The 23,067-nt window shown below is 62.1% G+C and carries 26 protein-coding genes; 13 read left to right on the top strand and 13 right to left on the bottom strand.

The window, feature by feature from the left end; all coding sequences use genetic code 11:
• Positions 1 to 92 precede the first annotated feature (92 nt).
• The 7 genes from AC1DE1_RS17540 to AC1DE1_RS17510 all read left to right on the top strand — a co-directional run bounded on the left by AC1DE1_RS17540 (position 93) and on the right by AC1DE1_RS17510 (position 8,105).
• The gene (locus tag AC1DE1_RS17540; RefSeq protein WP_441603944.1) at positions 93 to 791 is read left to right on the top strand and encodes a response regulator; all 699 of its coding nucleotides are present in this window, start codon (positions 93 to 95) and stop codon (positions 789 to 791) included.
• Positions 792 to 856: 65 nt separating this feature from the next.
• Positions 857 to 1,432: a DUF4136 domain-containing protein gene (locus AC1DE1_RS17535; RefSeq protein WP_477179187.1), complete on the top strand. Its 576-nt coding sequence runs from the start codon at positions 857 to 859 to the stop codon at positions 1,430 to 1,432.
• Between the two features lie 91 nt (positions 1,433 to 1,523).
• On the top strand, positions 1,524 to 1,937 hold the full coding sequence (locus AC1DE1_RS17530) for a hypothetical protein (protein ID WP_477179186.1): 414 nt from the start codon (positions 1,524 to 1,526) through the stop codon (positions 1,935 to 1,937).
• Positions 1,938 to 2,156: 219 nt separating this feature from the next.
• Entirely contained in the window at positions 2,157 to 3,302 is a 1,146-nt protein-coding gene (locus tag AC1DE1_RS17525; protein WP_477179185.1) for a TolC family protein, read from the top strand.
• The gene (locus AC1DE1_RS17520; protein WP_477179184.1) at positions 3,299 to 4,585 is read left to right on the top strand and encodes an efflux RND transporter periplasmic adaptor subunit; all 1,287 of its coding nucleotides are present in this window, start codon (positions 3,299 to 3,301) and stop codon (positions 4,583 to 4,585) included. Before AC1DE1_RS17525 ends, AC1DE1_RS17520 begins: the two co-directional genes overlap by 4 nt.
• A complete protein-coding gene (locus AC1DE1_RS17515) occupies positions 4,582 to 7,761 on the top strand; it encodes an efflux RND transporter permease subunit (protein ID WP_477179183.1) in 3,180 nt (1,059 codons plus the stop codon). Before AC1DE1_RS17520 ends, AC1DE1_RS17515 begins: the two co-directional genes overlap by 4 nt.
• On the top strand, positions 7,758 to 8,105 hold the full coding sequence (locus tag AC1DE1_RS17510; RefSeq protein WP_477179182.1) for a copper-binding protein: 348 nt from the start codon (positions 7,758 to 7,760) through the stop codon (positions 8,103 to 8,105). The genes AC1DE1_RS17515 and AC1DE1_RS17510 overlap by 4 nt, the downstream gene beginning before the upstream one ends.
• Here the strand turns inward: AC1DE1_RS17510 and AC1DE1_RS17505 are convergent.
• Both AC1DE1_RS17505 and AC1DE1_RS17500 read right to left on the bottom strand, forming a co-directional pair.
• The gene (locus AC1DE1_RS17505; protein ID WP_477179229.1) at positions 8,096 to 8,356 is read right to left on the bottom strand and encodes a GDCCVxC domain-containing (seleno)protein; all 261 of its coding nucleotides are present in this window, start codon (positions 8,354 to 8,356) and stop codon (positions 8,096 to 8,098) included. The two genes, AC1DE1_RS17510 and AC1DE1_RS17505, sit on opposite strands and share 10 nt — an antisense overlap.
• Before the next feature lie 2 nt (positions 8,357 to 8,358).
• Positions 8,359 to 8,991: a cation efflux transmembrane domain-containing protein gene (locus tag AC1DE1_RS17500; protein ID WP_477179181.1), complete on the bottom strand. Its 633-nt coding sequence runs from the start codon at positions 8,989 to 8,991 to the stop codon at positions 8,359 to 8,361.
• Between the two features lie 62 nt (positions 8,992 to 9,053).
• Between AC1DE1_RS17500 and AC1DE1_RS17495 the strand changes: the two genes are divergently transcribed.
• Positions 9,054 to 9,458: a MerR family transcriptional regulator gene (locus tag AC1DE1_RS17495; protein WP_441603952.1), complete on the top strand. Its 405-nt coding sequence runs from the start codon at positions 9,054 to 9,056 to the stop codon at positions 9,456 to 9,458.
• 172 nt (positions 9,459 to 9,630) lie between these two features.
• Positions 9,631 to 10,827, top strand: coding sequence for a chromate efflux transporter (gene chrA, locus AC1DE1_RS17490; RefSeq protein ID WP_477179180.1), 1,197 nt, complete (start codon positions 9,631 to 9,633; stop codon positions 10,825 to 10,827).
• A gap of 40 nt (positions 10,828 to 10,867) precedes the next feature.
• Here the strand turns inward: chrA and AC1DE1_RS17485 are convergent, their stop codons facing one another.
• The 3 genes from AC1DE1_RS17485 to AC1DE1_RS17475 all read right to left on the bottom strand — a co-directional run bounded on the left by AC1DE1_RS17485 (position 10,868) and on the right by AC1DE1_RS17475 (position 12,889).
• Positions 10,868 to 11,227 (bottom strand): ArsR/SmtB family transcription factor, encoded by a 360-nt coding sequence (locus tag AC1DE1_RS17485; RefSeq protein ID WP_441603954.1) that lies wholly within the window; start codon positions 11,225 to 11,227, stop codon positions 10,868 to 10,870.
• Between the two features lie 64 nt (positions 11,228 to 11,291).
• Positions 11,292 to 12,374: an ACR3 family arsenite efflux transporter gene (arsB, locus tag AC1DE1_RS17480; RefSeq protein WP_477177148.1), complete on the bottom strand. Its 1,083-nt coding sequence runs from the start codon at positions 12,372 to 12,374 to the stop codon at positions 11,292 to 11,294.
• Positions 12,371 to 12,889, bottom strand: a complete 519-nt coding sequence (locus tag AC1DE1_RS17475) for an arsenate reductase ArsC (RefSeq protein ID WP_477179179.1) — start codon at positions 12,887 to 12,889, stop codon at positions 12,371 to 12,373. Before AC1DE1_RS17475 ends, arsB begins: the two co-directional genes overlap by 4 nt.
• Positions 12,890 to 12,984: 95 nt before the next feature.
• Here AC1DE1_RS17475 and arsH point away from each other — a divergent pair, with 95 nt between their 5' ends.
• Positions 12,985 to 13,779 (top strand): arsenical resistance protein ArsH, encoded by a 795-nt coding sequence (arsH, locus tag AC1DE1_RS17470; protein ID WP_477179178.1) that lies wholly within the window; start codon positions 12,985 to 12,987, stop codon positions 13,777 to 13,779.
• A gap of 49 nt (positions 13,780 to 13,828) precedes the next feature.
• On the opposite strand, the gene AC1DE1_RS17465 is transcribed toward arsH, so the two are convergent.
• Both AC1DE1_RS17465 and AC1DE1_RS17460 read right to left on the bottom strand, forming a co-directional pair.
• Complete coding sequence (locus tag AC1DE1_RS17465; RefSeq protein WP_477179177.1) at positions 13,829 to 14,893, bottom strand: SOS response-associated peptidase family protein; 1,065 nt, start codon at positions 14,891 to 14,893, stop codon at positions 13,829 to 13,831.
• 30 nt (positions 14,894 to 14,923) lie between these two features.
• Complete coding sequence (locus tag AC1DE1_RS17460; protein ID WP_477179228.1) at positions 14,924 to 16,294, bottom strand: amidase; 1,371 nt, start codon at positions 16,292 to 16,294, stop codon at positions 14,924 to 14,926.
• 340 nt (positions 16,295 to 16,634) lie between these two features.
• On the opposite strand from AC1DE1_RS17460, the gene AC1DE1_RS17455 reads away from it, so the two are divergent.
• A complete protein-coding gene (locus AC1DE1_RS17455; protein ID WP_441603962.1) occupies positions 16,635 to 17,210 on the top strand; it encodes a TetR/AcrR family transcriptional regulator in 576 nt (191 codons plus the stop codon).
• Between the two features lie 38 nt (positions 17,211 to 17,248).
• Here the strand turns inward: AC1DE1_RS17455 and AC1DE1_RS17450 are convergent, their stop codons facing one another.
• Together AC1DE1_RS17450 and AC1DE1_RS17445 are read right to left on the bottom strand one after the other, a co-directional pair.
• Complete coding sequence (locus tag AC1DE1_RS17450) at positions 17,249 to 17,473, bottom strand: DUF2798 domain-containing protein (RefSeq protein WP_441603963.1); 225 nt, start codon at positions 17,471 to 17,473, stop codon at positions 17,249 to 17,251.
• Positions 17,474 to 17,532: 59 nt separating this feature from the next.
• A complete protein-coding gene (locus AC1DE1_RS17445) occupies positions 17,533 to 17,961 on the bottom strand; it encodes an ester cyclase (protein WP_477179176.1) in 429 nt (142 codons plus the stop codon).
• A 148-nt stretch (positions 17,962 to 18,109) separates the two neighbouring features.
• Between AC1DE1_RS17445 and AC1DE1_RS17440 the strand changes: the two genes are divergently transcribed.
• On the top strand, positions 18,110 to 18,997 hold the full coding sequence (locus tag AC1DE1_RS17440) for a LysR family transcriptional regulator (RefSeq protein ID WP_441603965.1): 888 nt from the start codon (positions 18,110 to 18,112) through the stop codon (positions 18,995 to 18,997).
• Between the two features lie 36 nt (positions 18,998 to 19,033).
• Here the strand turns inward: AC1DE1_RS17440 and AC1DE1_RS17435 are convergent, their stop codons facing one another.
• Entirely contained in the window at positions 19,034 to 19,552 is a 519-nt protein-coding gene (locus tag AC1DE1_RS17435; protein WP_477179175.1) for a VOC family protein, read from the bottom strand.
• A 12-nt stretch (positions 19,553 to 19,564) separates the two neighbouring features.
• Entirely contained in the window at positions 19,565 to 20,878 is a 1,314-nt protein-coding gene (locus AC1DE1_RS17430; RefSeq protein WP_477179174.1) for an MFS transporter, read from the bottom strand.
• An 81-nt stretch (positions 20,879 to 20,959) separates the two neighbouring features.
• Between AC1DE1_RS17430 and AC1DE1_RS17425 the strand changes: the two genes are divergently transcribed.
• The gene (locus AC1DE1_RS17425) at positions 20,960 to 21,868 is read left to right on the top strand and encodes a LysR family transcriptional regulator (RefSeq protein WP_477179173.1); all 909 of its coding nucleotides are present in this window, start codon (positions 20,960 to 20,962) and stop codon (positions 21,866 to 21,868) included.
• A 120-nt stretch (positions 21,869 to 21,988) separates the two neighbouring features.
• Here the strand turns inward: AC1DE1_RS17425 and AC1DE1_RS17420 are convergent, their stop codons facing one another.
• Entirely contained in the window at positions 21,989 to 22,357 is a 369-nt protein-coding gene (locus AC1DE1_RS17420) for a hypothetical protein (RefSeq protein ID WP_477179172.1), read from the bottom strand.
• A gap of 16 nt (positions 22,358 to 22,373) precedes the next feature.
• Complete coding sequence (locus AC1DE1_RS17415; RefSeq protein ID WP_477179171.1) at positions 22,374 to 22,958, bottom strand: hypothetical protein; 585 nt, start codon at positions 22,956 to 22,958, stop codon at positions 22,374 to 22,376.
• Positions 22,959 to 23,067: the final 109 nt, after the last annotated feature.

Here is a 23,067-nt window from a genome sequence, read left to right as displayed (position 1 = left end):
CGCCCACGCCAGGGTGACAGGTCCCGGTTGCAAGGATCGATGTTCGCTTGGACTCCTCGTTCATTGAGGCTGTAGCAGGGAGATGTGCCACCATGACAGAGAACACTTCATTTCAGACGAGCGACAAGCCGTCATTGCGCGTGCTGCTGGCAGATGCAGACCAGGGCATAGCCGAGGAAGTGGCCGGCTTATTGGCTCCGATTGTTGGATCCTTCGAAATCACCCACGACGGAATCTCCCTGGTCAAGCGCGCGCTCACCGGCGCCATCGACCTGGTCGTTTCCGATATCACGTTGCCGCTGCTCAGCGGGTTGCAGGCATTACAGCAGTTGCGCGAGAGAGGATCCACCGTACCCTTCATCGTTCTTTCTGCGCATGGTGAGCCAGCCGTCACGCGCGAGGCCCTGCTCTCTGGTTGCAATGGCTACGTCATCAAGCAACTGGCCAGCGAGGAACTTTGCAGAGCGGTGGAAGCGGTTGCGCATGGCTACCAGTACCTGAGCCCAAGCGCCCTCACCGCCATCATGCTCGCGCCGCCACCCACTCACCGACTGTCGCGCCGACAGGGACAGATCATCAACTGCGTCGCCGATGGATTCCGTACATCGGAGATCGCTTCTTCGCTGGGCATATCACCCCGCACGGTGGAAAGCCATCGACAGGCATTGCTGCGCCTGTTTGGCGTTCACAACAGCATCGCGCTTATTCGTGAGGCGGAGAAGCAAGGTCTCGTGCGACAAGGGATGGCCCGACGCATGGCAGAAGTGTCCATGGATCCCGCACTGAGTTGAGCCGCGATGGGTGCGTGTCACTTCGCCTGCATGACGTCTCTGGCATCGAGACAGGGAGCGCTGATGTGAAGCTGTTCATCGTGCCGGGAGCTTGCACTGTGGCCCTGATGCTTGGTTGCTCAACGGTGAGTGTCAGCAATCAGTGGCGGAATCCCTCTTTTGCGGGACCGCCTCTATCCAACGTGCTCGTCGTTGGCATTACCCGTAGTGACACGATGAAGCGCGTGTTCGAGGACGTGTTCTCCCAAGAACTGCAGACTGCAGGCATCCGTGCAGAACGCAGCTATGCCCGGCTTCCGCAAGGCGCCACATCGCTGAATCTCAATGATCTGAAGACCACGGGAATCGATGGCGTCCTCACCACGCGCGTCGAGCGCGTCGAGCAAAAGATCAATGTGACACCGGGCGGCCCGAGCTACGGAGGTTTCAATGGTTGGTATGGATCAGCCTGGGCATCCACCCCCGATGTACATCAATACGAGGTGGTCACGCTCGAGACCAGCGTGTGGGACGTCAGGAGCGAGAAGCTCGTATGGACGGTGACTACGCAAGGCGTGCGAACGAATGATCTCACTCAGGCCACCAGGGACCTGGCCGCCACGCTGATACCGAAACTGAAAAGCGAAGGTGTCCTTCGCTGACCTCTCGCGGGCGCCCCGAGATGGCAGCCCGGTAACGGGATCGGACCCTCTTGACTGGACCTGGGTCCAGCTGCGCTATGATGAACACTTCATGCGCACACTCCTTCACATCAGCCGCCGTCACCGCGTCCTTTGGACCGGGGTGGTGCTGTTTTGTCTGTTGTTCCAGCAGCTCGCCATGGCTGCCTATGTCTGCACGCTGCCCACCAGGCCGGCCGACACGGTGATGACGGGCGATTGCGCGGCCATGGGCGCGGGCCCCATGGAGAAAGCCTCTTTCCAACATCAAAGTCCGGATGCGCGTTGCGCCGAACACTGTGCCGGCAACGCGAGTTCGGCACATGATGTTCGCCTGCCAGCCGTTCCGCCACTGTTGTTGCCCATGGCATCCCCGATGCTGCTGGGAACCATCGCGCATGCGCCCGAGCAGGCGCCCATGCCTGATGCCGCACTGCTTCGTCCCGATCCGCCGCCGACACTGCGGTTCTGCTCCCTGTTGATCTAGCCCTCGATCGCTAACCACTCGGCGGCCATGCCTGCGTGCATGGCTCGTACGGTTTTGTGATCGGAGCTAGCAATGTTTTCGCATCGAATTCTGACGCGTGCCTGCACGGCGCGCTTTTGGCTGTGCCTTTTATCGGTCGCCACAGGTCTGTTGGCATCTTCGGCCTGGGCGGACGATACCGCCTCGACCCTGACGTTGGACGCAGCAACCCGGCGCGCCATGGCGCAGGCGCCGCTTCTTCAGGCACGTCTTGCCCAGCAGGACGCCGCCCGCGAAGAAGCTGGGCGCGCCGGCGCCCTCCCCGACCCCCAGCTGACCGTGGGCATCGACAACCTGGCCATCCAAGGCCCGGGGGCCTTCACGGCCGGCGGCGACACCATGACCATGCGCACCGTCGGGCTTTCCCAGGCGCTGCCGTCTCGGGCCAAGCGCCAGGCGCAGCGCGACGTCGCGCAAGCGAATGTCGAACAAGCCGCGTCCACCTCGGCGATGACCCGGCTCGCCATCGAGCAACAAGTCGCCGTCGCCTGGATCGGCGCATGGGGGGCTCACCGTGAACTCCAGATGTTGCAAGCCATGCGGCGTGAGTGGGCGATCGATGTCGTGGTGGCCCAAGCGCGATTGCGCGGAGGCAACGGCTCTGCTGCCGATGTACTGGCCATGCGCAATGAAGCGCTCGATCTGGAAAACCGCATCGACGACGCCAACTCGCGCGAAGCCCAGGCTCGAGCGGCATTGGCGCGATGGCTGGGCACGCCGGTCAACGAACCACTGGCCGACGCACCCGACTTCACCGTGCTCCCACACGACGAATCCTCCTTGCTGTCCAACCTGGACCATCAAGGCTACCTCCTCGGCTGGCCTGCTCGCGAACACGCCGCCGAAGCCGCCCTGGAGGCTGCCAAGGCCGAGAAGCATCCCGAGTGGAGCGTGGGATTCAACTATGGCTCTCGTGTGCGCGGCCTGTCCGACATGGTGTCGCTCCAGGTCGGGGTGAGCCTGCCTCTGTTCACGCGCAATCGGCAAGACCGCGGCATCAGCGGGCGTGCTGCAGACCTCGATGCAGTTCGAGCCGAGCGCGATGACGCGCGGCGGCAACAGGCCGAGGCTGTGCAGGCAGCCTGGGCGCAATGGGATGCACTGGGCCGGCAAGTGCGTCGACATCTCAGCCAGCTACTGCCGCAAGCCAACGATCGTGCTGCGCTGGCCCTGGCGGCCTATCGCGGTGGCGGCGATATCCAACCCTTGCTGGATGCGCGCCGCGACGAAATCTCTCACCACACCGACTTTGCTCGCATGCTGACCGACTACGGCCGTGCCTGGGCAGCCTTGACCTACCTTCTTCCCGAGGGGGACACCCCATGAAACGTGCTGTCCTGATCTCATTCATTCTCGCGGCACTGCTCGTTACTGCGATCATCGCCTACTGGGCAGGCCGCCACGGCAATGCTCCGGCGGAATCTTCCGCAGCCACAGGATCCGCTACACCGGTGGCCCGTACCAGGGTCCTGTATTGGTACGACCCGATGACGCCCGGGCAGCATTCCGACAAACCGGGATTGTCGTCGATGGGTATGCAAATGGTGCCCAAATATGCCGATGCAGGTGTCGACACGAACACCATCCGCATTGATTCGGCGACAGTGCAGAACCTGGGCATGCGCACGGCGACCGTGGAGCGTCGTGCGCTCCCTGCGACGATTCAAGTGCCCGGAACCATCAGCTGGGATCTGCGCCGGGCGACCGTCGTCAGTGCTCGCGTGGACGGAGTCATCAGCAAGCTGTACGTACGCGCTCCGTATGCGAACGTGGCTGCCGGTGCGCCGCTAGCCAGCTTGCTCGCCCCGCAGTGGAGCAGCGCCGTGGCCGAATCGCAGGCCTTGCAACATGTGCAATCGGCAGAGGCCAGAGCCTTGCGCGGCGCCTCGCAACAGCGACTGCAGGCACTGGGCTTGTCACCAGCAGACAGCGGCGCCCTCGGGAGCAGCGGCCAGATCACCCTGCATGCGCCGCAAGCAGGCGTGATCAGTACGCTCGATGTGCGCGAGGGGCAACGCGTCAACGCCGGGCAGACCCTGATGACGATCAACGGGCTATCCACGGTGTGGGTCGAAGCGGCGTTGCCGCAGGCGGTTGCCGGGACGATGCGCGCGGATACACCGGTCAACGTTCACGTCGATGCCCTGCCAGGCCAAGTGTTCCGCGGCCATGTGGAAACGCTGCTGCCCGATATCGACATGGCTACCCGCACGCAACGTGCACGCATCGTGCTTGCCAATCCGGATGGCGCGTTGAGTCCCGGCATGTTCGCCACCGTGCAGTTCGACCCATGGCCAGGGGAAGCCTTTCCAGTGGTGCCGGACGATGCATTGATCGCCACGGGTGATCACACGCGGGTGATCGTCGCCAACGACCGCGGTCGCTTCCGCGCCGTCGCGATTCGCACCGGACGCTCGGCGGGCGGCTACACCGAAGTCCTGGACGGCCTCGCTGGCGGCGAGAAGGTGGTGGTGTCCGGCCAGTTCCTGATCGACTCGGAAGCCAGCCTGTCGGGGGCGCTCGATCGCTTGAACGATCCTGGCGCGAATCCTGCTCCTGCGAGCAGCGCGTCGATGCCGGGCATTCCGATGTCAGGAGATCGTCCATGATCGCGACGCTCATCCGCACCGCGATCGCGCATCGCGCCTTGGTGTTGCTGGCTGCCCTGGTGCTGGCGGTGGCCGGCGCGTTCGCTGCCATGCATACGCCGATCGATGCCCTGCCCGATCTGTCTGACACCCAGGTGATCCTCCGCACGAACTGGCCAGGCCAGTCGCCCCAGGTGGTGGAAGATCAGGTCACCTATCCGCTGGCCACGACCATGCTATCGGTGCCTGGCGCCAAGACGGTCCGCGGCTACTCGTTCTTCGGTGACTCATACGTCTACGTGTTGTTCGATGACAGCACGGATCTCTACTGGGCACGCTCGCGCGTGCTGGAGTACTTGAGCCAGGTACGCGATCGCTTGCCCGCTGGCGTCAGCCCCTCGCTGGGCCCGGATGCCACCGGGCTGGGCTGGATCTACGAGTACGCACTGATTGACCGCACGGGACAGCACGATATTGGCCAGCTACGCGCATTGCAGGATTGGTTTGTGCGCTATCAGCTCAAGACCGTTCCCGATGTGGCCGAAGTGGCAAGCCTCGGTGGCATGGAGCAAGCATGGCAAGTCGTGCCCGATCCGCAAGCGCTGGCCGCGCGCAACCTCACGATCACGCAGTTGGTCGAAGCCATTCGCGCTGCCAACGGCGCGAACGGTGGTTCCGTCATCGAGCAAGGCGAAGCTGAATTCATGGTGCGCAGCGAAGGTTACCTGCGCAACCGTGAGGACTTCGAGCGTGTGCCCATTGCCACCAACTCCGGTGGTGTGCCGGTACTGCTGCGCGATGTCGCAAAAGTGCAGCGCGGACCCGGCTTTCGACGTGGCATCACTGAATTGGACGGCCAGGGTGAAGTCGCCGGCGGCGTTGTTGTATTGCGCACGGGAAAGAATGCGAAGACCGCGATCGCCGCCGTCAAAGTCAAGCTTGCCGAACTTAAACGCAGTCTACCGGCCGGCGTGGAACTTGTGCCGACCTATGATCGCTCCGAGCTGATCGATGCGGCCGTCGATAACCTCTGGGGCAAGCTGCTGGAGGAATTCCTTGTCGTCGCCCTGGTCTGCGCGTTGTTCCTGGGGCATTTGCGCTCCGCCCTGGTGGCGGTGATCACGCTGCCGCTCGGTGTGCTGGTTGCGTTTGTGGTGATGCATTTGCAAGGCGTGTCGGCCAACCTGATGTCACTCGGAGGTATCGCCATTGCCATCGGTGCGATGGTCGACGCAGCCGTGGTAATGATTGAAAACACCCACAAGCATCTGGAGCATTGGCGTGATGCGCACGATGGGCGGGAACCGCAAGGCGCTGCACGCTGGTCACTAGTGGCGGAGTCGGCTGTCGAAGTGGGGCCCGCGCTGTTCGTGAGCCTCCTGATCATCGCGCTGTCGTTCGTACCGGTGTTTGCACTGCAAGGCCAGGAAGGCAAGCTGTTCAAGCCGCTTGCGTTCACCAAGACCTACGCCATGGCGGCGGCCGCCGGCCTCGCCGTTACCCTGGTGCCCGTGTTGACGGGATACCTCGTGCGCGGCCGCATCCGCGCCGAGCGCGACAATCCGCTCAATCGAGGCCTCATCGCACTTTATCGCCCCATCCTGGAAGCCGTGCTGCGATATCCGAAGTCGACACTGGTGGCGGCCGCCATCCTGCTACTCAGCGCCGCGATTCCCATCAACCAGCTGGGCAGCGAATTCATGCCTCCGATGGACGAAGGCACGCTGCTGTATATGCCCACTGCACTGCCGAGCCTGTCTGCCGGCAAGGCGGCGCAGCTGCTGCAGCTCACGGATCGCATGATCAAGACCGTGCCCGAGGTGGATCACGTGTTTGGCAAGGCCGGACGCGCCGAGACCGCCACCGATCCCGCACCACTGGAGATGTTCGAAACCACCATCACGTTCAAGCCGAAGAACGCTTGGCGGCCAGGCATGACCATGGACAAGCTCAAGATCGAGCTGGACAAGGCCGTGCGCGTACCAGGTTTGACGAATTTGTTTGTACCGCCAATCCGCAACCGTATCGACATGCTGGCCACCGGCATCAAGAGTCCAATCGGCATCAAAGTGCTTGGAGCCGATCCAGCCGTATTGCAAACCGTGGCCGACCAGATCGAAGCCGTGGCCAAGAAAGCGCCCGGGGTCAGCTCAGCCATTGGCGAGCGCGCCGAGGGTGGCCGCTATGTCAACGTGCACGTTCGTCCCGATGATGCGGCCCGCTACGGACTAACCCAGCAGCAGGTACAGCAGCTGATCGCAACACTGGTGGGCGGAGATCCCATCGGGCAGACCATCCAGGGGCGGGAGCGCTATCCGATCGTGGTCCGCTATCCACGCATCGCGCGTGATTCGGTCGCGGCATTGCGGCAGTTGCCGATCGCCACTGCCAGCGGCGCGCAACTGATCCTCAGTCAAGTCGCCGACATCGACTTGGACATGGGGCCCCCGATGCTCAAGAGCGAGAACGGCCAGCTGGCCACGTACGTCTACGTCGATACTACGGATCGGGATCTTGGCGCCGTCGTTGCCAACCTGCAGCGGGTCGTGGCACAGCAAGTGACCTTGCCGCCAGGCATCACGGTGGCATGGTCGGGACAGTTCGAGTATCTGGCCAGCGCGACGGAGCGACTGAAGCTTGTGGTGCCCATCGCGCTGCTGATCATCTTCGGACTGATCTATGCCGTATTTCATCGAGCCAGCGAAGCCCTGATGATCATGATGAGCGTGCCGCTGGCCCTCGTCGGCGGGCTGTGGCTGGTCCTGCTACTCGGGCACGCCGTGTCGGTGGCGACCATGATCGGCTTTATCGCCCTGGCCGGTGTTGCCGCCGAGTTTGGCGTGGTGATGCTGCTGTATCTGCGTCACGCCTGGGAGCAGCACCTCGCGCTCGATCCGCATGCCGGACCGGCCGAACTCGACAACGCGATTCGCGAAGGAGCCGTGCAGCGCGTGCGGCCGAAAGCGATGACCGTCGCCGTCATCCTTGCCGGTCTTTTTCCCATACTGCTCGGCCATGGCGCCGGCTCCGAAGTCATGCAGCGCATTGCTGCCCCCATGGTGGGCGGCATGCTCACCGCACCGCTGCTATCCATGCTTGTCATCCCGGCCGCGTTTCGCCTTCTGGTCCTGCATCGACTGCGCAAGACCGGCCAGGCGACCGTCGCACTCGCTCCCGAACAAGGAACCACTCGATGAAAAAACACCTGCCCGCCTTCGCCATTCTGGGCGCACTGGCTGCAGCGCCCGGCTTCGCCCTAGCGCAAGCAATGGACCCGAACATGCCCGGCATGCAGCACGATGCCCACACTACCGATGCGCACGGAACCGGTGTCGTCAAGGCGATCGACACGGCCAGGAACACCGTCACATTGCAGCATCAGGCGATCGCCTCCGCCGGCTGGCCAGCGATGACGATGGCGTTCAAAGTGGCCTCGCCGGATCTGCTGAAGGCCATCAAGGTCGGCGACAAAGTGCAGTTCTCACTGCATCCGGCAGGTATGGACAGCACGGTAACGGCGATCAAGCCTGTTCAGCCCTGACCCGACGGCGCCGAACGCACGGCATCGGCTCCATGGCAGCAGGAACCTTCCTGCTGCTTCGGCGGACAAGGCGCCGTGCCGTAGGAACAGAAGACACAACAGTCGCCAGCTTTGGGGCGCACGACCTCGCCACAGCCTGGGCAGTCGTAGAAAAACCAGCAATAGTCGGTGGGCATCGTCTCCTGCGAACGATGCCCGCACCACGGACAGGTCACCGTGCTTTGCAGGATGAGTGTCCGTTTTGAATCCATGGTCATGACCCGGATGAAACCGGGCCCGAGCGGAACTGCGGCCATGCCGAGGCCAGCACGTCCATCCCGGTCCGCACAAAGAGCAACGCCAGCAGTGCGCCAAAGACCAGGTCAAGCCACGCCCAGCCCGTCCAGGCGATCACGGCTGTCGTCAACAGAACACCGGCGTTGCCGATCACGTCATTGCGCGAGCACAGCCAGATCGAGCGCATATTGATGTCGTCGCTGCGGAACCGCGTCAGCAGCAAGAGGCAGGTCGCGTTGGCCACAAGCGCCACACCTGCAGCGATGGCCATAACGGCTGGCAAAGGCTCGGCGCCGGCGATCAGTTTGTGCACGACCTGGGCAAGCACGGCAGCAGCGAAAGCGAGCTGGACGCCTCCCTTGACGAGAGCGGCCCCGGCGCGGGCACGCAGCGAGCGCCCCAGTACGATCAGACTCAGCCCATAGACCAGGGCATCGCCCAGGCTGTCCAGCGAATCGCCCTGCAGGGCGGTCGAGTCCGCCAAGAAGCCCGCACCGAACTCGCCCACAAAGATCGCCACATTGATGGCCAGAACGAGCCACAGGATCCGGCGCTGCGCGGCCGATCGGGCAAGCGCTTTTCCGGTGGATTCGCAGTCACAGCAGGCCATGGTCTAGTGCTCCCTGGAACAATGGCCTAGGCTAAAGTCCGTAGCTGCTACGGAGTCAAGCCATGCGCATCAGCGACTTGGCCAAACGAACGGGTTGTCACCTTGAGACGGTGCGGTACTACGAGCGCATTGGCCTGCTGCCGAAGCCTGATCGTTCGATCGCCGGCTATCGCCAATACGGTGAGACGGATGTCGAGCGACTCCAATTCATCGTGCGCAGCCGGGCGCTGGGCTTTCATCTGGATGAAATCAAGAGTCTGCTGACACTGGCCTCTGAGTCCACCTTGTCGTGCCAGGAAGTCGACGCCCTCGCCCGCAACCACCTGGCTCAAGTCCAAGCCAAACAGCAGGAGCTGGCGGCGCTCGCCAAGGAGCTGCATCGCATGATCGATACATGCCACAAGGACACCCGCGAGACATGCACGATTCTGCGCGGCCTGTCTGGATCGCAAAGAACAGCGGCATGATCAACAACGCGCCACTGCCGGGCGGCTGCCAGACCATGGAGGTCGACGTGGTTGCCGACCCGTGTCGGCTTTCATGTCTCCAATGCCACAGGCAGCTTCTTGGGAACCATGGCATCGCGGCGCTGTGCGATTGCCCATGAAGCCGACATCGTCTCCCGTCCCGCAAGAAAACTTGAACGCCGCCGCCCAGGGCACTGCACGGGAAGTGGGCGCCGCCTTCCTCAAGCTCGGCCTGACCTCATTTGGCGGACCGATCGCGCACCTGGGTTACTTTCGCAGGGAATTTGTCGAGCGGCGACGCTGGCTGGATGAAGAACATTTTGGCCAGCTCTTGGCGTTGTGCCAATTTCTGCCGGGGCCGGCGAGCAGTCAGCTGGGGTTCTCCCTGGGCTTGTTGCGCGCCGGCTGGCTGGGCGCGATCGCCGCCTTCATCGCCTTCACCTTGCCATCGGCACTGTTGCTGTTCGCGTTCGCCGCATTGAGCGATCGCTTTGCCAGCCCGCTCGGCCAGGGCGTGATTCACGGTCTCAAGCTGGTGGCCGTGGCGGTCGTTGCGCAAGGCGTGCTCGGCATGGCGCGAACCCTCACGCCGGACCGTCCCCGCGCTTTGATGGCCGCGCTCGCTGCCGCCTTGATTGCCGTCAGTGCCAGTTCGGCGATGCAGTTGCTGGTGGTTGCCGGCGGTGCAGCGCTGGGACCATGGCTGTGCCGCAACGTGACGGCACGGCAGGGAGAGACGTTCTCGTTGCATTACGGCCGCCGCCTCGGCACGACACTGCTTTGCGCCTATGCCGTCTTGCTGCTCGCCGCGTTGACCATCGCACCCGGCTTGCCGCCGCTTGGCCAGGTTGCGGGAGCGTTCTATCGAACCGGCGCCCTGGTGTTTGGCGGCGGGCATGTCGTGCTGCCGCTGTTGAAGCAGGCCGTCGTGGACCCGGGATGGGTCACCAACGATACCTTCCTGGCCGGATACGGTGCCGCGCAAGCCGTGCCCGGCCCGATGTTCACTCTGTCGGCATTCCTGGGCGAACGGATGCAAGGCGGCTACGGCGGCATGCTCGGAGCCGTGGTCAGTTTGCTGGCCATCTTCCTCCCCGGACTATTGATGGTCTCGGGCAGCCTGCCTTTTTGGCGGGCACTTGCTGCGCGCGATCAAGCGGCGCGCATGCTCGCCGGCGTTAACGCTGCCGTGGTGGGCTTGTTGGCCGCTGCGCTGTACAACCCGGTGTGGGTGAGTGCGGTGCGCGATGCAGAAGACTTCGCCATCGCCTTGATCGCTTTTGCGCTGCTGGTTGCGGCTCGATGGTCTCCGCTGGGAGTCGTCGCCTGGTGCGTCGTGGCCTCTGTGCTGCGAACGCTATGGATGTGATCGGGCCGATCCAGGGATCTCGACACGAGCGATCGAGGCCTTATGCCGTGCGCTTTCTGGTGCGCGCTTGGGTGCCGGTGGATTTGACCGCGGGCGGGCGCGCGCAGGACTGTCCCGTCGCGCTACAGCAATTCTCGGTGAGATAGCCCACCAGGTCGTTCATGACGTCAAGAACCGGCGAGTAGTAGATGAACCGCCCATCCTGCCGGCTCGTGATCAGCCCTGCATGGACGAGCTCCTTCAAGTGGAACGAGAGCGTGGCGTTGGCCAGCCCCAGCCGCTCGGCGATCGCACTGGCTGCCAGGCCATCGGGTGCGTGCTCCACGAGCAGGCGATACACGGCCAACCGCGACTCTTGGGCGAGTGCGGACAGGACGGTGATGGCTTGTTTGGTCTGCATGGCGTGCCGGAAGCTCGGTCAGGAACCTTCCAAGTGTAAGAGCAATGGCAGTGTCGTTGAGTACTCAGGCCGCGTCAGCCTCGTACCAGCGCTTGCTCACGGTCACGATCCGAACCACGGAGAGCATCACCGGCACTTCAATCAGGACGCCCACCACGGTGGCCAATGCGGCACCGGAGTGCACGCCAAACAGGCCCACCGCCGTGGCCACGGCAAGCTCAAAGAAGTTGCTCGCCCCGATCAGCGCCGACGGCGCCGCAACACAGTGCGGCACACCGAGCTTCCGATTAAGCAGGTACGCGAGGCCAGAGTTGAAATACACCTGGATCAGAATCGGCGCCGCAAGCATCGCGATGATCAGCGGCTGGGCGAGAATCTGTTGCCCCTGGAAGCCAAAAAGCAACACCAAGGTCAACAGCAAGGCGCCCAGCGAGATCGGCCCCAACCTGGCCAGCAATCGCTCAAGCGCGTCCTGCCCGCCATGCGCCAGTACAGCGCGACGCAGGACGACGCTGATCAGCACCGGCACAACGATATAGAGCATCACCGATAGCATCAGCGTATGCCACGGCACCGTAATCGCCGAGATGCCGAGCAGCAGTCCCACGATCGGCGCAAACGCAAACACCATGATGGCGTCGTTCACCGCGACCTGGCTCAAGGTGAAATTGGGCTCGCCACCGCACAGGTTGCTCCATACGAAGACCATCGCCGTGCACGGCGCCGCGGCAAGCAAGATCAGGCCCGCCACATAGGAATCAAGCTGATCCGCAGGCAGCCATGCCGCGAACACGTGCCGAATGAAAATCCAGCCCAGCAAGGCCATCGAGAAAGGCTTGACCGCCCAGTTGATGAAGAGCGTCACGCCAATGCCTTTCCACTGACGTCGCACACCCGCCATCGCGCTGAAGTCGATCTTCAGCAGCATGGGGATGATCATCAGCCAGATCAGCCCCGCCACCGGCAGGTTGACCTTGGCCACTTCCATGCGGCCCAGCGCTTCGAACGTACCGGGCAACACATGACCGAGCAAGGTGCCTGCCACGATGCACAGCGCCACCCACAAGGTCAGGTAACGCTCGAAGAAACCGATGCGGGCCACCTCCGCCTGCGGCGCGACATCCATGGCAGTGGTCGCCTCGGTCATGCGACATCCTCGTTGTCGTCTTCACCGGTCAGCGCACCGATACCATCGAGCGCCCACTTGAGGTCTTCCTGACTCATCGTCTCGACAGGCAGGCTCAACAACGCCATGAGGCGATAAGTGATCAGCATATGTGCCTTGCGGAAGGCTTCATTGATGGCCACGGGACTGCCCTTGACCGCCGCCGGATCGGGCAGCCCCCAGTGCGAACGCACGAAGTCGCCAAACAACACCGGGCACGGCTCGTTCGCAGCGCTATCGCAGACGGTGATCACGATATCCAGCGGCGGCGCGTCTTCGCCGACGAATCGGTCCCACGACTTGCTGCTCAGCCCCTCGATAGGAATGCCCGCCGTCGCCAGCTCCTCCAGCGCATAGGGATTGACCTGACCCGTCGGCTTGCTGCCAGCGCTATACGCCTCGAACCGCCCTTTACCCAGGTGATTGAGGGTGGCTTCGGACAAGATGCTGCGGGCCGAATTGCCGGTACAGATAAAGAGAACGCGACAAGGATGCATGGTGCCTGGTACCCAGGGTGGCAGTGACGGTTGTAATTCTATATTTCCATAATGATAGAATCGTTACATCGACGCAACCGGTTCGAAAACCCGCCATGACGCTGCACGACCTGCCCCACATCACGGCCGACGCGCTCGACAAGCCCAGCCTGGAAAAGCTCGCCCTGCCCGCAGGCTCCGATCATCCGCCACGGATCCTCATCCTCTACGGCTCATTGCGTCCGCAGTCGTTCAGCCGAAAACTGGCCCTTGAAGCCGGGCGGATTCTTCAACAGTTCGGCGCCGAGACCCGCGTATTTGATCCTAACGACCTGCCCGTCCTGGACAGCGTGCCGGCGAGCCATCCCAAAGTGCAGGAGCTGCGCGAGCTTTCCCTGTGGTCAGAAGGCCAAGTGTGGGTAAGTCCCGAGCGCCACGGTGCGGTGACTGGCGTCTTCAAGAACCAGATCGACTGGCTGCCGCTGGAAGAAGGCAGTGTCCGCCCCACCCAAGGCCGCACGCTGGCCGTCATGCAGGTTTGCGGTGGCTCGCAGTCGTTCAACGTCGTCAATGCGCTGCGCATGCTCGGCCGTTGGATGCGCATGGTGACCATCCCCAATCAATCGTCGGTTGCCAAAGCCTGGCAGGAGTTTGACGAAAGCGGCCGGATGAAACCGTCACCGTATTACGACCGCGTGGTTGACGTGATGGAAGAGCTATTCAAGTTCACTCTGATGGTGCGTGACCGTAGCGACTACCTGGTTGACCGCTACAGCGAACGCAAAGGCGCCGCCGAAGCACGTGCCTTGTCCGCCGCGGCAAAGGTCGTGGAAGTTGTCGCCGCATCGACTGATCCTCAGGACAGTGCACGTTCGAAATCGCCCCGCTGCTGCGCAAGCGGAGGCTGTTGAGCCTGCTGATCTGGCTCGGGAGGCACACCAGCCCCTCTCTGCGCGAGCTCTACGCCGCGATCTTGTGCGCGTAATACGGCCGCGCCCGATCGTCCAGGATCGTGTACAGCGCGGCGAGATTATTCGGATCGGGATTGAGCCAGGCATCGATGTGCTCGGGCTTGATGGGAATGATGCAGCGGTCGTGACCGGCGGCGGCCACTTCAGGCGGCGGTTCGTCGGTGACCGCGGCGAACGAGAACAAGTCGACGCCGTGATCCGCGCCTGGCGAAATATTCCAGAGACATGCAACCAGCATTTCCTGCGCGGGCTGCGGATCGAACTCTAGCTTGACGCTCTCTTCCGTCTCGCCGGGCGCCAGCTCCCTGCCCTCCATCTTGTGCCGTGCCACGCTTTCATAAAAGCGGGTCACGATCATGATGCCGTGGCGATAGCCGAACAGCTTGCTCCAGGACTCCTCGAGTTTGTCGCGGCGCGCATTGTAGGTACCTGGAAATCGACGCTCGATCGCATCGTTCCAGCCTGGCAGACGGCACTGGTAGCGCATGGGAACGACAATGCGCTGACCATCGCGCTCGACCATCACCGGGGCATAGCTGCCGGGATAGATGAGCGAGTCCTTGTCGAGCAGCTCCTTGCGCTCAAGATCCTCCAGATTGCGGCGCGCCGCCTTGATCTTGTTGGTGGCGATGCGCTGATCTTCGGCAGCCTTTTTGGTCGGCTTGGGCCCAGCCAGGATGGCCTCGGCATTGAGCAGCCGCTCCGTCTGCAGCGTCAGCTCCGCCTGCAGCTTCTCGACCCATTCCCGATCGCCCTCGGCGACAATCCTGGCCAGCTCAAACCCCTCCTCGCCCCGCGGCTTTCGGAACGGCTCGCGCATGGCCTTGGGGATCTTGTTCCAGCCGCCGTCCTTGCGCTTCTCCCAGAACAGCTCGACGAAGCGCTTCAGGCTGATGACGGCGCCGAACTCCCGAACGAACTTGTCGTAGTCGGCTTCGATTTGCGCTGAGTAGCACATGGCATTGAGCTTACAACTGCCGTGTGGTTCCTGCGTAAAGGGCGTCCCTTCGAATCTCTGTGGAAGACGGGCCGAGTCATTGCCGACTCGGCCCAATCCAATGCCGTTGACGGCGTCAATACGGTATTACGACGCGATGCCCATGTTGGCCAGGCTGGGGTGCAGGTCGCGGACCGGACTGAGGACTTCCAGCAGCGCACCCAGGTGCAGAATCGTGGATTCCGCAAACCACGGCGCCACCAGTTGCACACCGATCGGCAGGCCATCCTTGCTCGTGCCAAAGCGCATCGACATGCCCGGCAAACCGGTGACGCTCAAGGGTGCGGTCGCATCCATCACGTGCAATGAGGAGACCGTCTGGCCGTTGATCACGAACTCCGCCGCGTCGTGCGCATGCGCCGGCACCGGCGTCACCGGGCAGAGCAACGCGTCATAGCGGGCAAAGTACTGAGCGAAGCCATCACGCATCGTCTCGATCTGTTGTTCGGCGATCACAAAGTCTTCGATCGAGGTGTCAGGCGTGTCAAAGACGCCCTGGACATGCTTGTAGATCAGCGCTTCGTGCCCGGCCGTCGCCTTCCTGAAGGCAGGCTTGGTCTCCATGGCCTGAAGTTTCCACAGGAGTTCGAGCGCATTGATCTGCTCCAGCACGGGGATGCGCACCTCTTCCACGATCACTCCTGCACTCTTCAGCGCTTCAGCCGCGGCCTTGACCGTTGCCGCGACATCGTTGTCGACGGCGCCAAAACCCGGCTCGACGAGCCAGCCGACGCGGACCCGGCGGTTCGGCATGGCTCCAACGCCGGCATCCAGGGTGGTTGGGCTGGTGGAGAATCCATCAGCGCCGTCCGGACCTGCCAGGAGCTCATAAGCGAGTGCAATATCGCGAACCGAACGAGCCATCGGGCCGGCGTGCCAGAAACGACGCGGCACGCGCGGCCAGACGCCGGTCATCGGGATTCGACCATGGGTTGCCTTGAGACCAATGACGCCGGTCAGGGCCGCCGGGCCGCGCACCGAAATAGCCACGTCCGTCGCCAAGCCGATGGGCGACATGCCCGCCGCGATGGCCGCCGACTCACCACCGCTTGATCCACCCGGCGTGCGATCAGGATTCCATGGATTGAGCGTGCGGCCCGAAAGCAAATTGTCACTCTCGATCCAGTAGGAGAACTCCGGGAGATTGGTCTTGGCCAGAAGAATGCCGCCCGCCTTCTTCATTCGCGCGATGGCGGTGGCGTCGCTATCGGGAATACGCCCCTTGAAGATCGGCGAGCCCAATTGGGTGAGCACGCCCGCCGTGTCGAAGGAGTCCTTCGCGGTGAAGGGAACGCCGTGCAGCGGGCCAAGTTTGTCACCCGCCAGAACGGCAGCCTCAGCCTCCTTCGCCGCTTTCAGCGCCTCGTCCGCCATGGCGACGATGGCATTGATCTTGGGATTGGTCTGGTCGATGCGGTCGATATGCGCCTGTACGACCTCGACGGGTGAAACTTCCATGGTGCGGATCAGCTCGGCGAGCCTGGTTGCATCCTGGTAGATAAGTTCGTTGCTCATAGGGGGAGTCTCAACGTGTTTGACAGGGGGATAACAAGGTCAGAGAGCCGGCCTACCTAACGCTTGTTAGGTTGGAGGATAAGCATCATACTATCCGCCCGTCAACCACTTTTCGGTGCGCGGGGTTTGGCCCCGGCCTTGGCTGTTGAGAGAATGCATCGTGAAAAGCGGGGCCGAATTCCGCCCCCCCGCTCGTGCGATCAACTGGCCGGCGGCCTGCAGGTGAACACCATTACCGAGCTGGCGTGCTACCTGCGCAGCTCAAGTCATCGAGGATAGATTCGTGGATAGTCAGGCAGGCACAAGTTCCAGGGACAAGATCCTGGACGTCGCGACAAAGATTGCGCAGGCGCATGGCTACGGTGGCCTGAACCTGCGTGCGCTTGCAGAAGAAGTTGGCATCAAGGCGGCCAGCCTCTACCACCACTTCCCAAGCAAGGCCGACCTTGCGGCCGCCGTTGCCAGGCGCTACTGGGAAGATGCGGCCGCGGTACTGGAAGTGCTGTCTACCAAGACTCCCGATCCTGCCGACCGCTTGCGACGATTTCCAGGAACCTTCCGAAAGTCGCTGGAGAACGACAACCGCATTTGCTTATGCAGCTTCATGACCGCCGAGTTCGACGATCTTCCCGACGCGGTAAAAAAAGAGGTCGAGACCTTCACCGACGTCAACGTCGCGTGGCTCGGCAAGACGCTTGTGGCGGCGGGCATCGTGGGCACCAAGGACGCCAGGAAACGCGCCAACGCCATTTTCGCCGCCGTAGCGGGCGCGCAGCTGATGGCGCGCGGTCGCTCCGATATCAAGCTTTTTGATGCCTTGATCAAGAACTACCAGGCGGCCGGGCTGCTGCCATCGTAAGCGCCCTCGCCCGCCAGGCTGCCCTCCGGTGACGCCTGTCATTCGGTGATCGCACCCGCCAACTTCCGGATGACGGGAGCCGCCATCACCACGAGCGGCAGCATGATCACCCATGAATAGAGATAGGCGTGGACCCAATGGGATAGAAAAGTCCCGCTGGATACGAAGGGGGCGCAGGCTATGCCGGCCGCAATCGAGCAAGTGATTCCCGACTGGATCACACCAAAGACATAGTGGGAGTATTTTTTGGGAAGCTTGCGCATCGGGATAGCCTGCCGATGCGAAAGCGCGAACGCGCCTCGCACAGCATGGTCAGTTCGTCTCACTGATCCTGCCGCCGCACGGCAGCCAGGCTGCGCTGAACTTCCAGTGCATTGCGCTCCACCCAGTTGTGTTGAAGCAATCCATCTTCGCGCACGTGAATGACCGAGGTGCCCGTCATGCGGATCGGCGTATGGCAGGGCTCAAATCCCATGAAGCCGTTGTTGCGGCCGGTGACGATCCAGCGTGTAACGACTCGATCCCCCGTGTCATTGGGAAACATCTCGACAATGTCGAATTTGAAGTCGTCGATGGAACGCAGGAATGCCCTGACCCATGTCTTGAATGCAACACGCGGTTCGATCAAGACGCCACCCGAGGTGACGCCAAAGTCTTCGGCCACGATGTGATCGGCCGCCCCGGGGTTCTTGCCCTGCCACACTTCGCGCCAGAATCGCTCGACGATTTGAACAGCATGCTTCTCGGCCATGGGATCAGTCTCCTGCGTATTCGCCAGATTTGAGGTGTTGGCGCCTTGCGTACTGAGAACTCTCGGCGCGGTAGGGAGGCAGTTTCAGTTGTTGCTGTCAAGAAGTAAACCGAATAATATTTCTCTCATCTAGAAATATTTCTTATTTATGAATGCATCCGACATCGACCTTGATCTGCTGAAGGCCTTCATCGTGGTGGCCGATCAGGGCAGCTTTACGGCGGCCGCGGAAGTCATCGGCCGCACCCAGTCCGCAGTCAGTCAAAAGCTGCTTCGACTTGAAGACGCGCTGCAGATGCGCCTGTTTGAAAGAACAAGCCGTTCGCTGCATCTGACCAAGGATGGAGAACGGGTGCTCGTCGCGGGCAGACGCCTGCTCGATCACTACCAGGCATTCATGCAGGAGGTTACGCAGCCGCCGAAGGCATCGGTACTCAGGCTCGGCATTTCGGAAAACCTGCTGCAGACACAACTACCTCACCTGCTCGCTGGATTCCGTCGCCGCTATCCCGAAGTCGCACTCGATCTGACTACAGGCTCCAGCCAGGACTTGCTCGCAGCCCACGAATCGCAGCAACTGGATCTCGTCATAGCCAGGACGCCAAAGAGCGGGGCCTTGCGACGCGGGCGTGTGATCTGGCGCGAGCCTCTGGTCTGGGCCGCCTATCCGGGATTCCGGATGGATCCGAAGACTCCCGCACAGCTGGTGATGATGAAACCGCCTTGCGTGTATCGCGAGACCATGATCGAAGCGCTGGAGTCAGCGGGACGCGAATGGACGGCGGCCTGCACCGTCGGCAGTTTCAGTGGCGTACGGGCGGCGGTGCTGGGAGGTTTAGGCGTAACGGTGCTGAGCAAGTCCCTCGTACAGGAAGGCATGAAAACCATGGCGCCCTCCCGGCACTGGCCAGCTCTGCCGACCGTCGAAGTGTCAGTACTTGGGGAGTCGCCAGAGACGCGCCATATCGTCGAGACCCTGACCTCGCTGCTGATCGAAGCACTGACCGAAGGTGCGTCCAGGAGAGTCAGAAAATAACGCCTGCGCAGAGGTACGACGGCGTCTGACCAGAGCCTACGCCTTGCACTGCGGGGACGATGCATCCCCGACCCACTGATAGGCCTTCCCATTCGGGTAGGAGACCAGCTCAAGCTGCATGCCCCACGGGCTGAGGAAATAGACCCAGGTTTCGCCAGCCGATGGACCTTGCGTCATCACCGTGGGCTCGCCGAGGACGGTAAGGCCGATCCGGTGCAGGTATGCCACCGCCCTATCCATGTCATCGACATAGAACGCCAGGTGGTGGCCACCGATATCCGAGTTTCGTGGCGGGGTTTTCTCCTGGGTTTCGGTCGGGGCATAACCGAAGATCTCCAGATTCGTATTGCCGGCGGTCATCATCACGATCCTGTCGATGACCGCGTCGCTGGCAACGTTGAGGTGCACCGACATCCAGTCATCGTTCGAGGCGAAAGGGCCAAACTCATAGGCGACTTCGAAACCAAAATGATCGCGAAAGAACGACACTGCTTCGTCGAGGTTGGGCACGGTAAAACCGACGTGATCAACTTTTTTGATGCCAGGAATGCTCATGTCTTCTCCGAGTTACTTTGATGCAAAGCCCCTTTGGTGATTTCCCGCGGACTCGGCAGTCGTTGCCGGAAATGCTCCGCCAGGCGATGTGTCGCCAACTTCAAGCGCTCGAGGTTTTCCAAGTCGAGCGATGAACGGGATCGTCAACAACGCCAAGCCCGCCATCGCCGTCGCCAGATAGCCCACCGCACCCAGGCCCCCATGCGGTATGACCAAGCCTCCGATGATGGCGCCAAGTCCGATGCCTGCGTTGGCAGCTGAAACATTGAGCGTGCCCGCCAGCGCCTGGGAGTGCGAGGCCACTCGCATGACGCGCACCTGGCAGATCGGAAACAGGGCTGTGTAAGCAACGCCCCAAAGCACGAACGGTATGTCGAACCAGCCACCGGCGCGTGCGAGCGACACGCTCGCCGCCATGCCGACACCAAGGATCACCACGAAAAGGGACGTGGCCCCCAGTGGACTGCGATCGACCGCGCGGCCGCCGAGCCAGTTTCCGATCAGTCCGATCGCGCCAAACCCCATCAGCCACCAGCCAACCCGCGCAGGCGCAACGCCAACCAAGGTTTCCAGCGTGTCCGCCAGGTACGTATAGGCAGTGAACATCGCCGTGAAGATCAGCACCGACAGACCGACATGGGCGACAAAACGCGGGTCCTTGAGAATGCGCGCCTGCTCGACGAGCCGCATGCGTCGTGGAAGTTCCAGCGTCGGCATGAAGGCCGCGATCAACATCGCCATCAACAGCGACAGGCCAGCCAACAAGGCAAAGGCGGTGCGCCAACCAAAGGCGTGCGCGGCAAGCGTGCCCAGCGGGATGCCAAACAACAGCGCCGCGGAAATGCCCAGATACACCATCGATACCGCGCGACCGGCGTGCTGGGATCCGGCAAGTTGCCCGGCGGTCTCGCTGGCCGTGCCCCAAAACACCGGAAGCAAGAGCGCAGCCATGAATCGCGCCAACGCCAGGACCCAGATGTTCGGCGCCATCGCAGCCAGCGCATTGGACGCGGCAAAGATCAGCAGGATAATCACGAATAGACGCTTGCGTTCAATATGCGACAGCAGGCCGGTCAACAGCGGGCCGAACAGCATCACCGTGAATGCAAAAAGCGTAACAAGTTGTCCGGCGGCAGAAATGGAGATGCGCAGTTCGCGCGCCAACGCAGGCAATAAGCCAACGATCACAAACTCGGTAGTGACGATGACGAAGGCGGCCACCGCCAGGATGGCGATCGCTCCAGCGCCACGCCCGGACGGCGTGCCGCCCGGCGTCGCTGTTGGTAGAGAAGACATGAACGTATCGAGGAATAGCCAGGGATTCACTAGCTTATTGCGGATATATAATCTCTATTAGGGTATTATTTCCATATATTCTGGATAGATTTTCCATAATTAGAGCGCAAGATGACTCCGTCGGAACGACTGAAAGGGCTTGAGGCGTTCGTCTTCACCGCCGACGCCGGCAGCTTTACCGCAGCGGCCGAGCGCTTGAATCTCACCAATTCGGCGGTTGGCAAAAGCGTGGCGCGACTGGAAGCGCGACTGGGCGTGCGCCTGTTCGAACGTTCCACTCGAACACTATCCCTCACCGATGCGGGCGCCGCGTACTACCAGACTTGCGCGCGCGTGCTCACGGACCTCGCGGAAGCAGAATCGGTACTCGCTGCGCAACGCGTGGAGCCCATCGGTCATCTGCGCCTGGATCTGCCTGCTGCGTTTGGTCGCATGAAGGTGTTGCCGGTGTTGTTGCCGTTCTTCGAGCAGCATCCCAACCTTCGTCCCCATCTGTCATTCACGGATCGCTTTGTCGATATCGTGGATGAAGGCATCGATGTGGCCGTGCGTATCGGCGGCGCGAATATCTGGCCAGAAGCCGTGGGACATCGATACCTGGGCGCCGAACGCCTGAGCCTGTGCGCCTCGCCTGCGTATCTCAAACAGCATGGCGCGCCACAGTCGGCTGCGGAACTCGCCCGGCACGCGGCCATCGTCTACGGCCGAGCCGACGGCAGCACCAGCCCCTGGTTGATCGCACAAGAGGCCGGCCCGCCGGAACCATGGACGGTGCAAGCGACGATGGCCCTCGGCAGCGGCGAGGCGGTGGTCAGCGCCGTCAAGGCCGGTTGCGGCATTGCCCAGCTGGCGACCTGGCTAGTGAGGGACGAATTGCAGCAAGGGACGCTGGTGAAGATTCTTCCGCAGCTGGAAGTGGAAGGCCTGCCGCTCAATCTCGTGTGGCCGCGCAGCCGTCAATTGCTCCCCAAGGTTGATTCGATCCTCAAACTGCTGACTGCCTCGCTGCGTATCGACTGAGGCCACCGGCGCTACTCGTGCAATGGTGATCACCCCGCGGCCGCCGGTATAGCCCCACTCCCCTGGACAGTCGGACTCCTGGATCGGAAGTGGACCGTTCGCCCTGAAAATCCATCGAAGCTAGACGGCTGCAGAGCCGCCCGTCTCCGACTTGCCCGATGGCTGCTTTCGAACCACAACGTAAGACACGCAAGCGGTGGCTGGAAAAGCAATCGCATGCCATAGCGGGAACATGCCCAACCACCTGGCCAATTCACTCCAAGACCACGTCATCAGTGTCGTGAGGAGCGAGATCCCGAACGGGACGGGAACGACGACGATGGTTGCCGGCCCCCACGACGGGCTGAGCAGCAAGGTGGCGACGACGACAAGCACGAGCGACCTTCGAGAGTCAGGCATGCGCCTGGCAGCGAACCAAACAGCGAGCACGGCAACAAACATGATCGCAGTGAGGCCCAGATAGACCAGCAGCATGGAGAGGTAGACCATGCCCACCGCCCTCAAATCATTTGCTGGTCATGTGGTAATACGGATCAACCGAGCTGATCAAAACGCCCATTTCCGACTGGATATAACGGTTTGCCGTGCTATCGGGATTGGCCGTGACTTCTTGATGCACCGGCATGTCCTTCAGAAGCGTTCCGGTCTGCGCATCGAAGACGTAGATCCTGGCGCTATAGCCGACTCGTGGCGGCTTATAGCCCCCTTGGGCATGCATGCCGCCGCGAAACTGAAAGAAGCTCGGGACCAACAGTGGATTGATCTGCAAGGCCAGCCGATACGGCGGTTTTGATGCCTTGCCGGACGAAAGAATGCCACTCTTGAACGCAGCGTCATCATCTTCTACGAGATTAATGACAATGCGACGCTGCTCGGCCCATGCCGAGAAAGCCTTGTCGACCAAGGCGCAGCTTTGATCTTCGCTGGTGCAGGCCACATAGGCCGTGAAGCGAGGATTCCCATCGTCGCCAAACAGCGCCATCGACTTCAGCGACTGTTGCTCACTCTCGCCAAGCACGGTCGGCGACCGGGCACATCCCTGGAGCATCATCCCCAAAACGATCACTGCGATCAGCACCTGTGGCCGCACGCGAAGCTCCTTTCCGATCGTTCAATTCGCCATTGAGTGTGACGACCGCCCGGGTCGCCGGCAATGCCCCCGATGCGTCGGGCGCAAACCTTACCCCTGCCCTCGCTGA

The sequence above is a fragment of the Dyella sp. 05T440 genome (assembly GCF_056395965.1).
The sequence above is the reverse complement of the archived record's forward strand: the minus strand, read 5'-3'. Positions and strand labels throughout refer to the sequence as shown.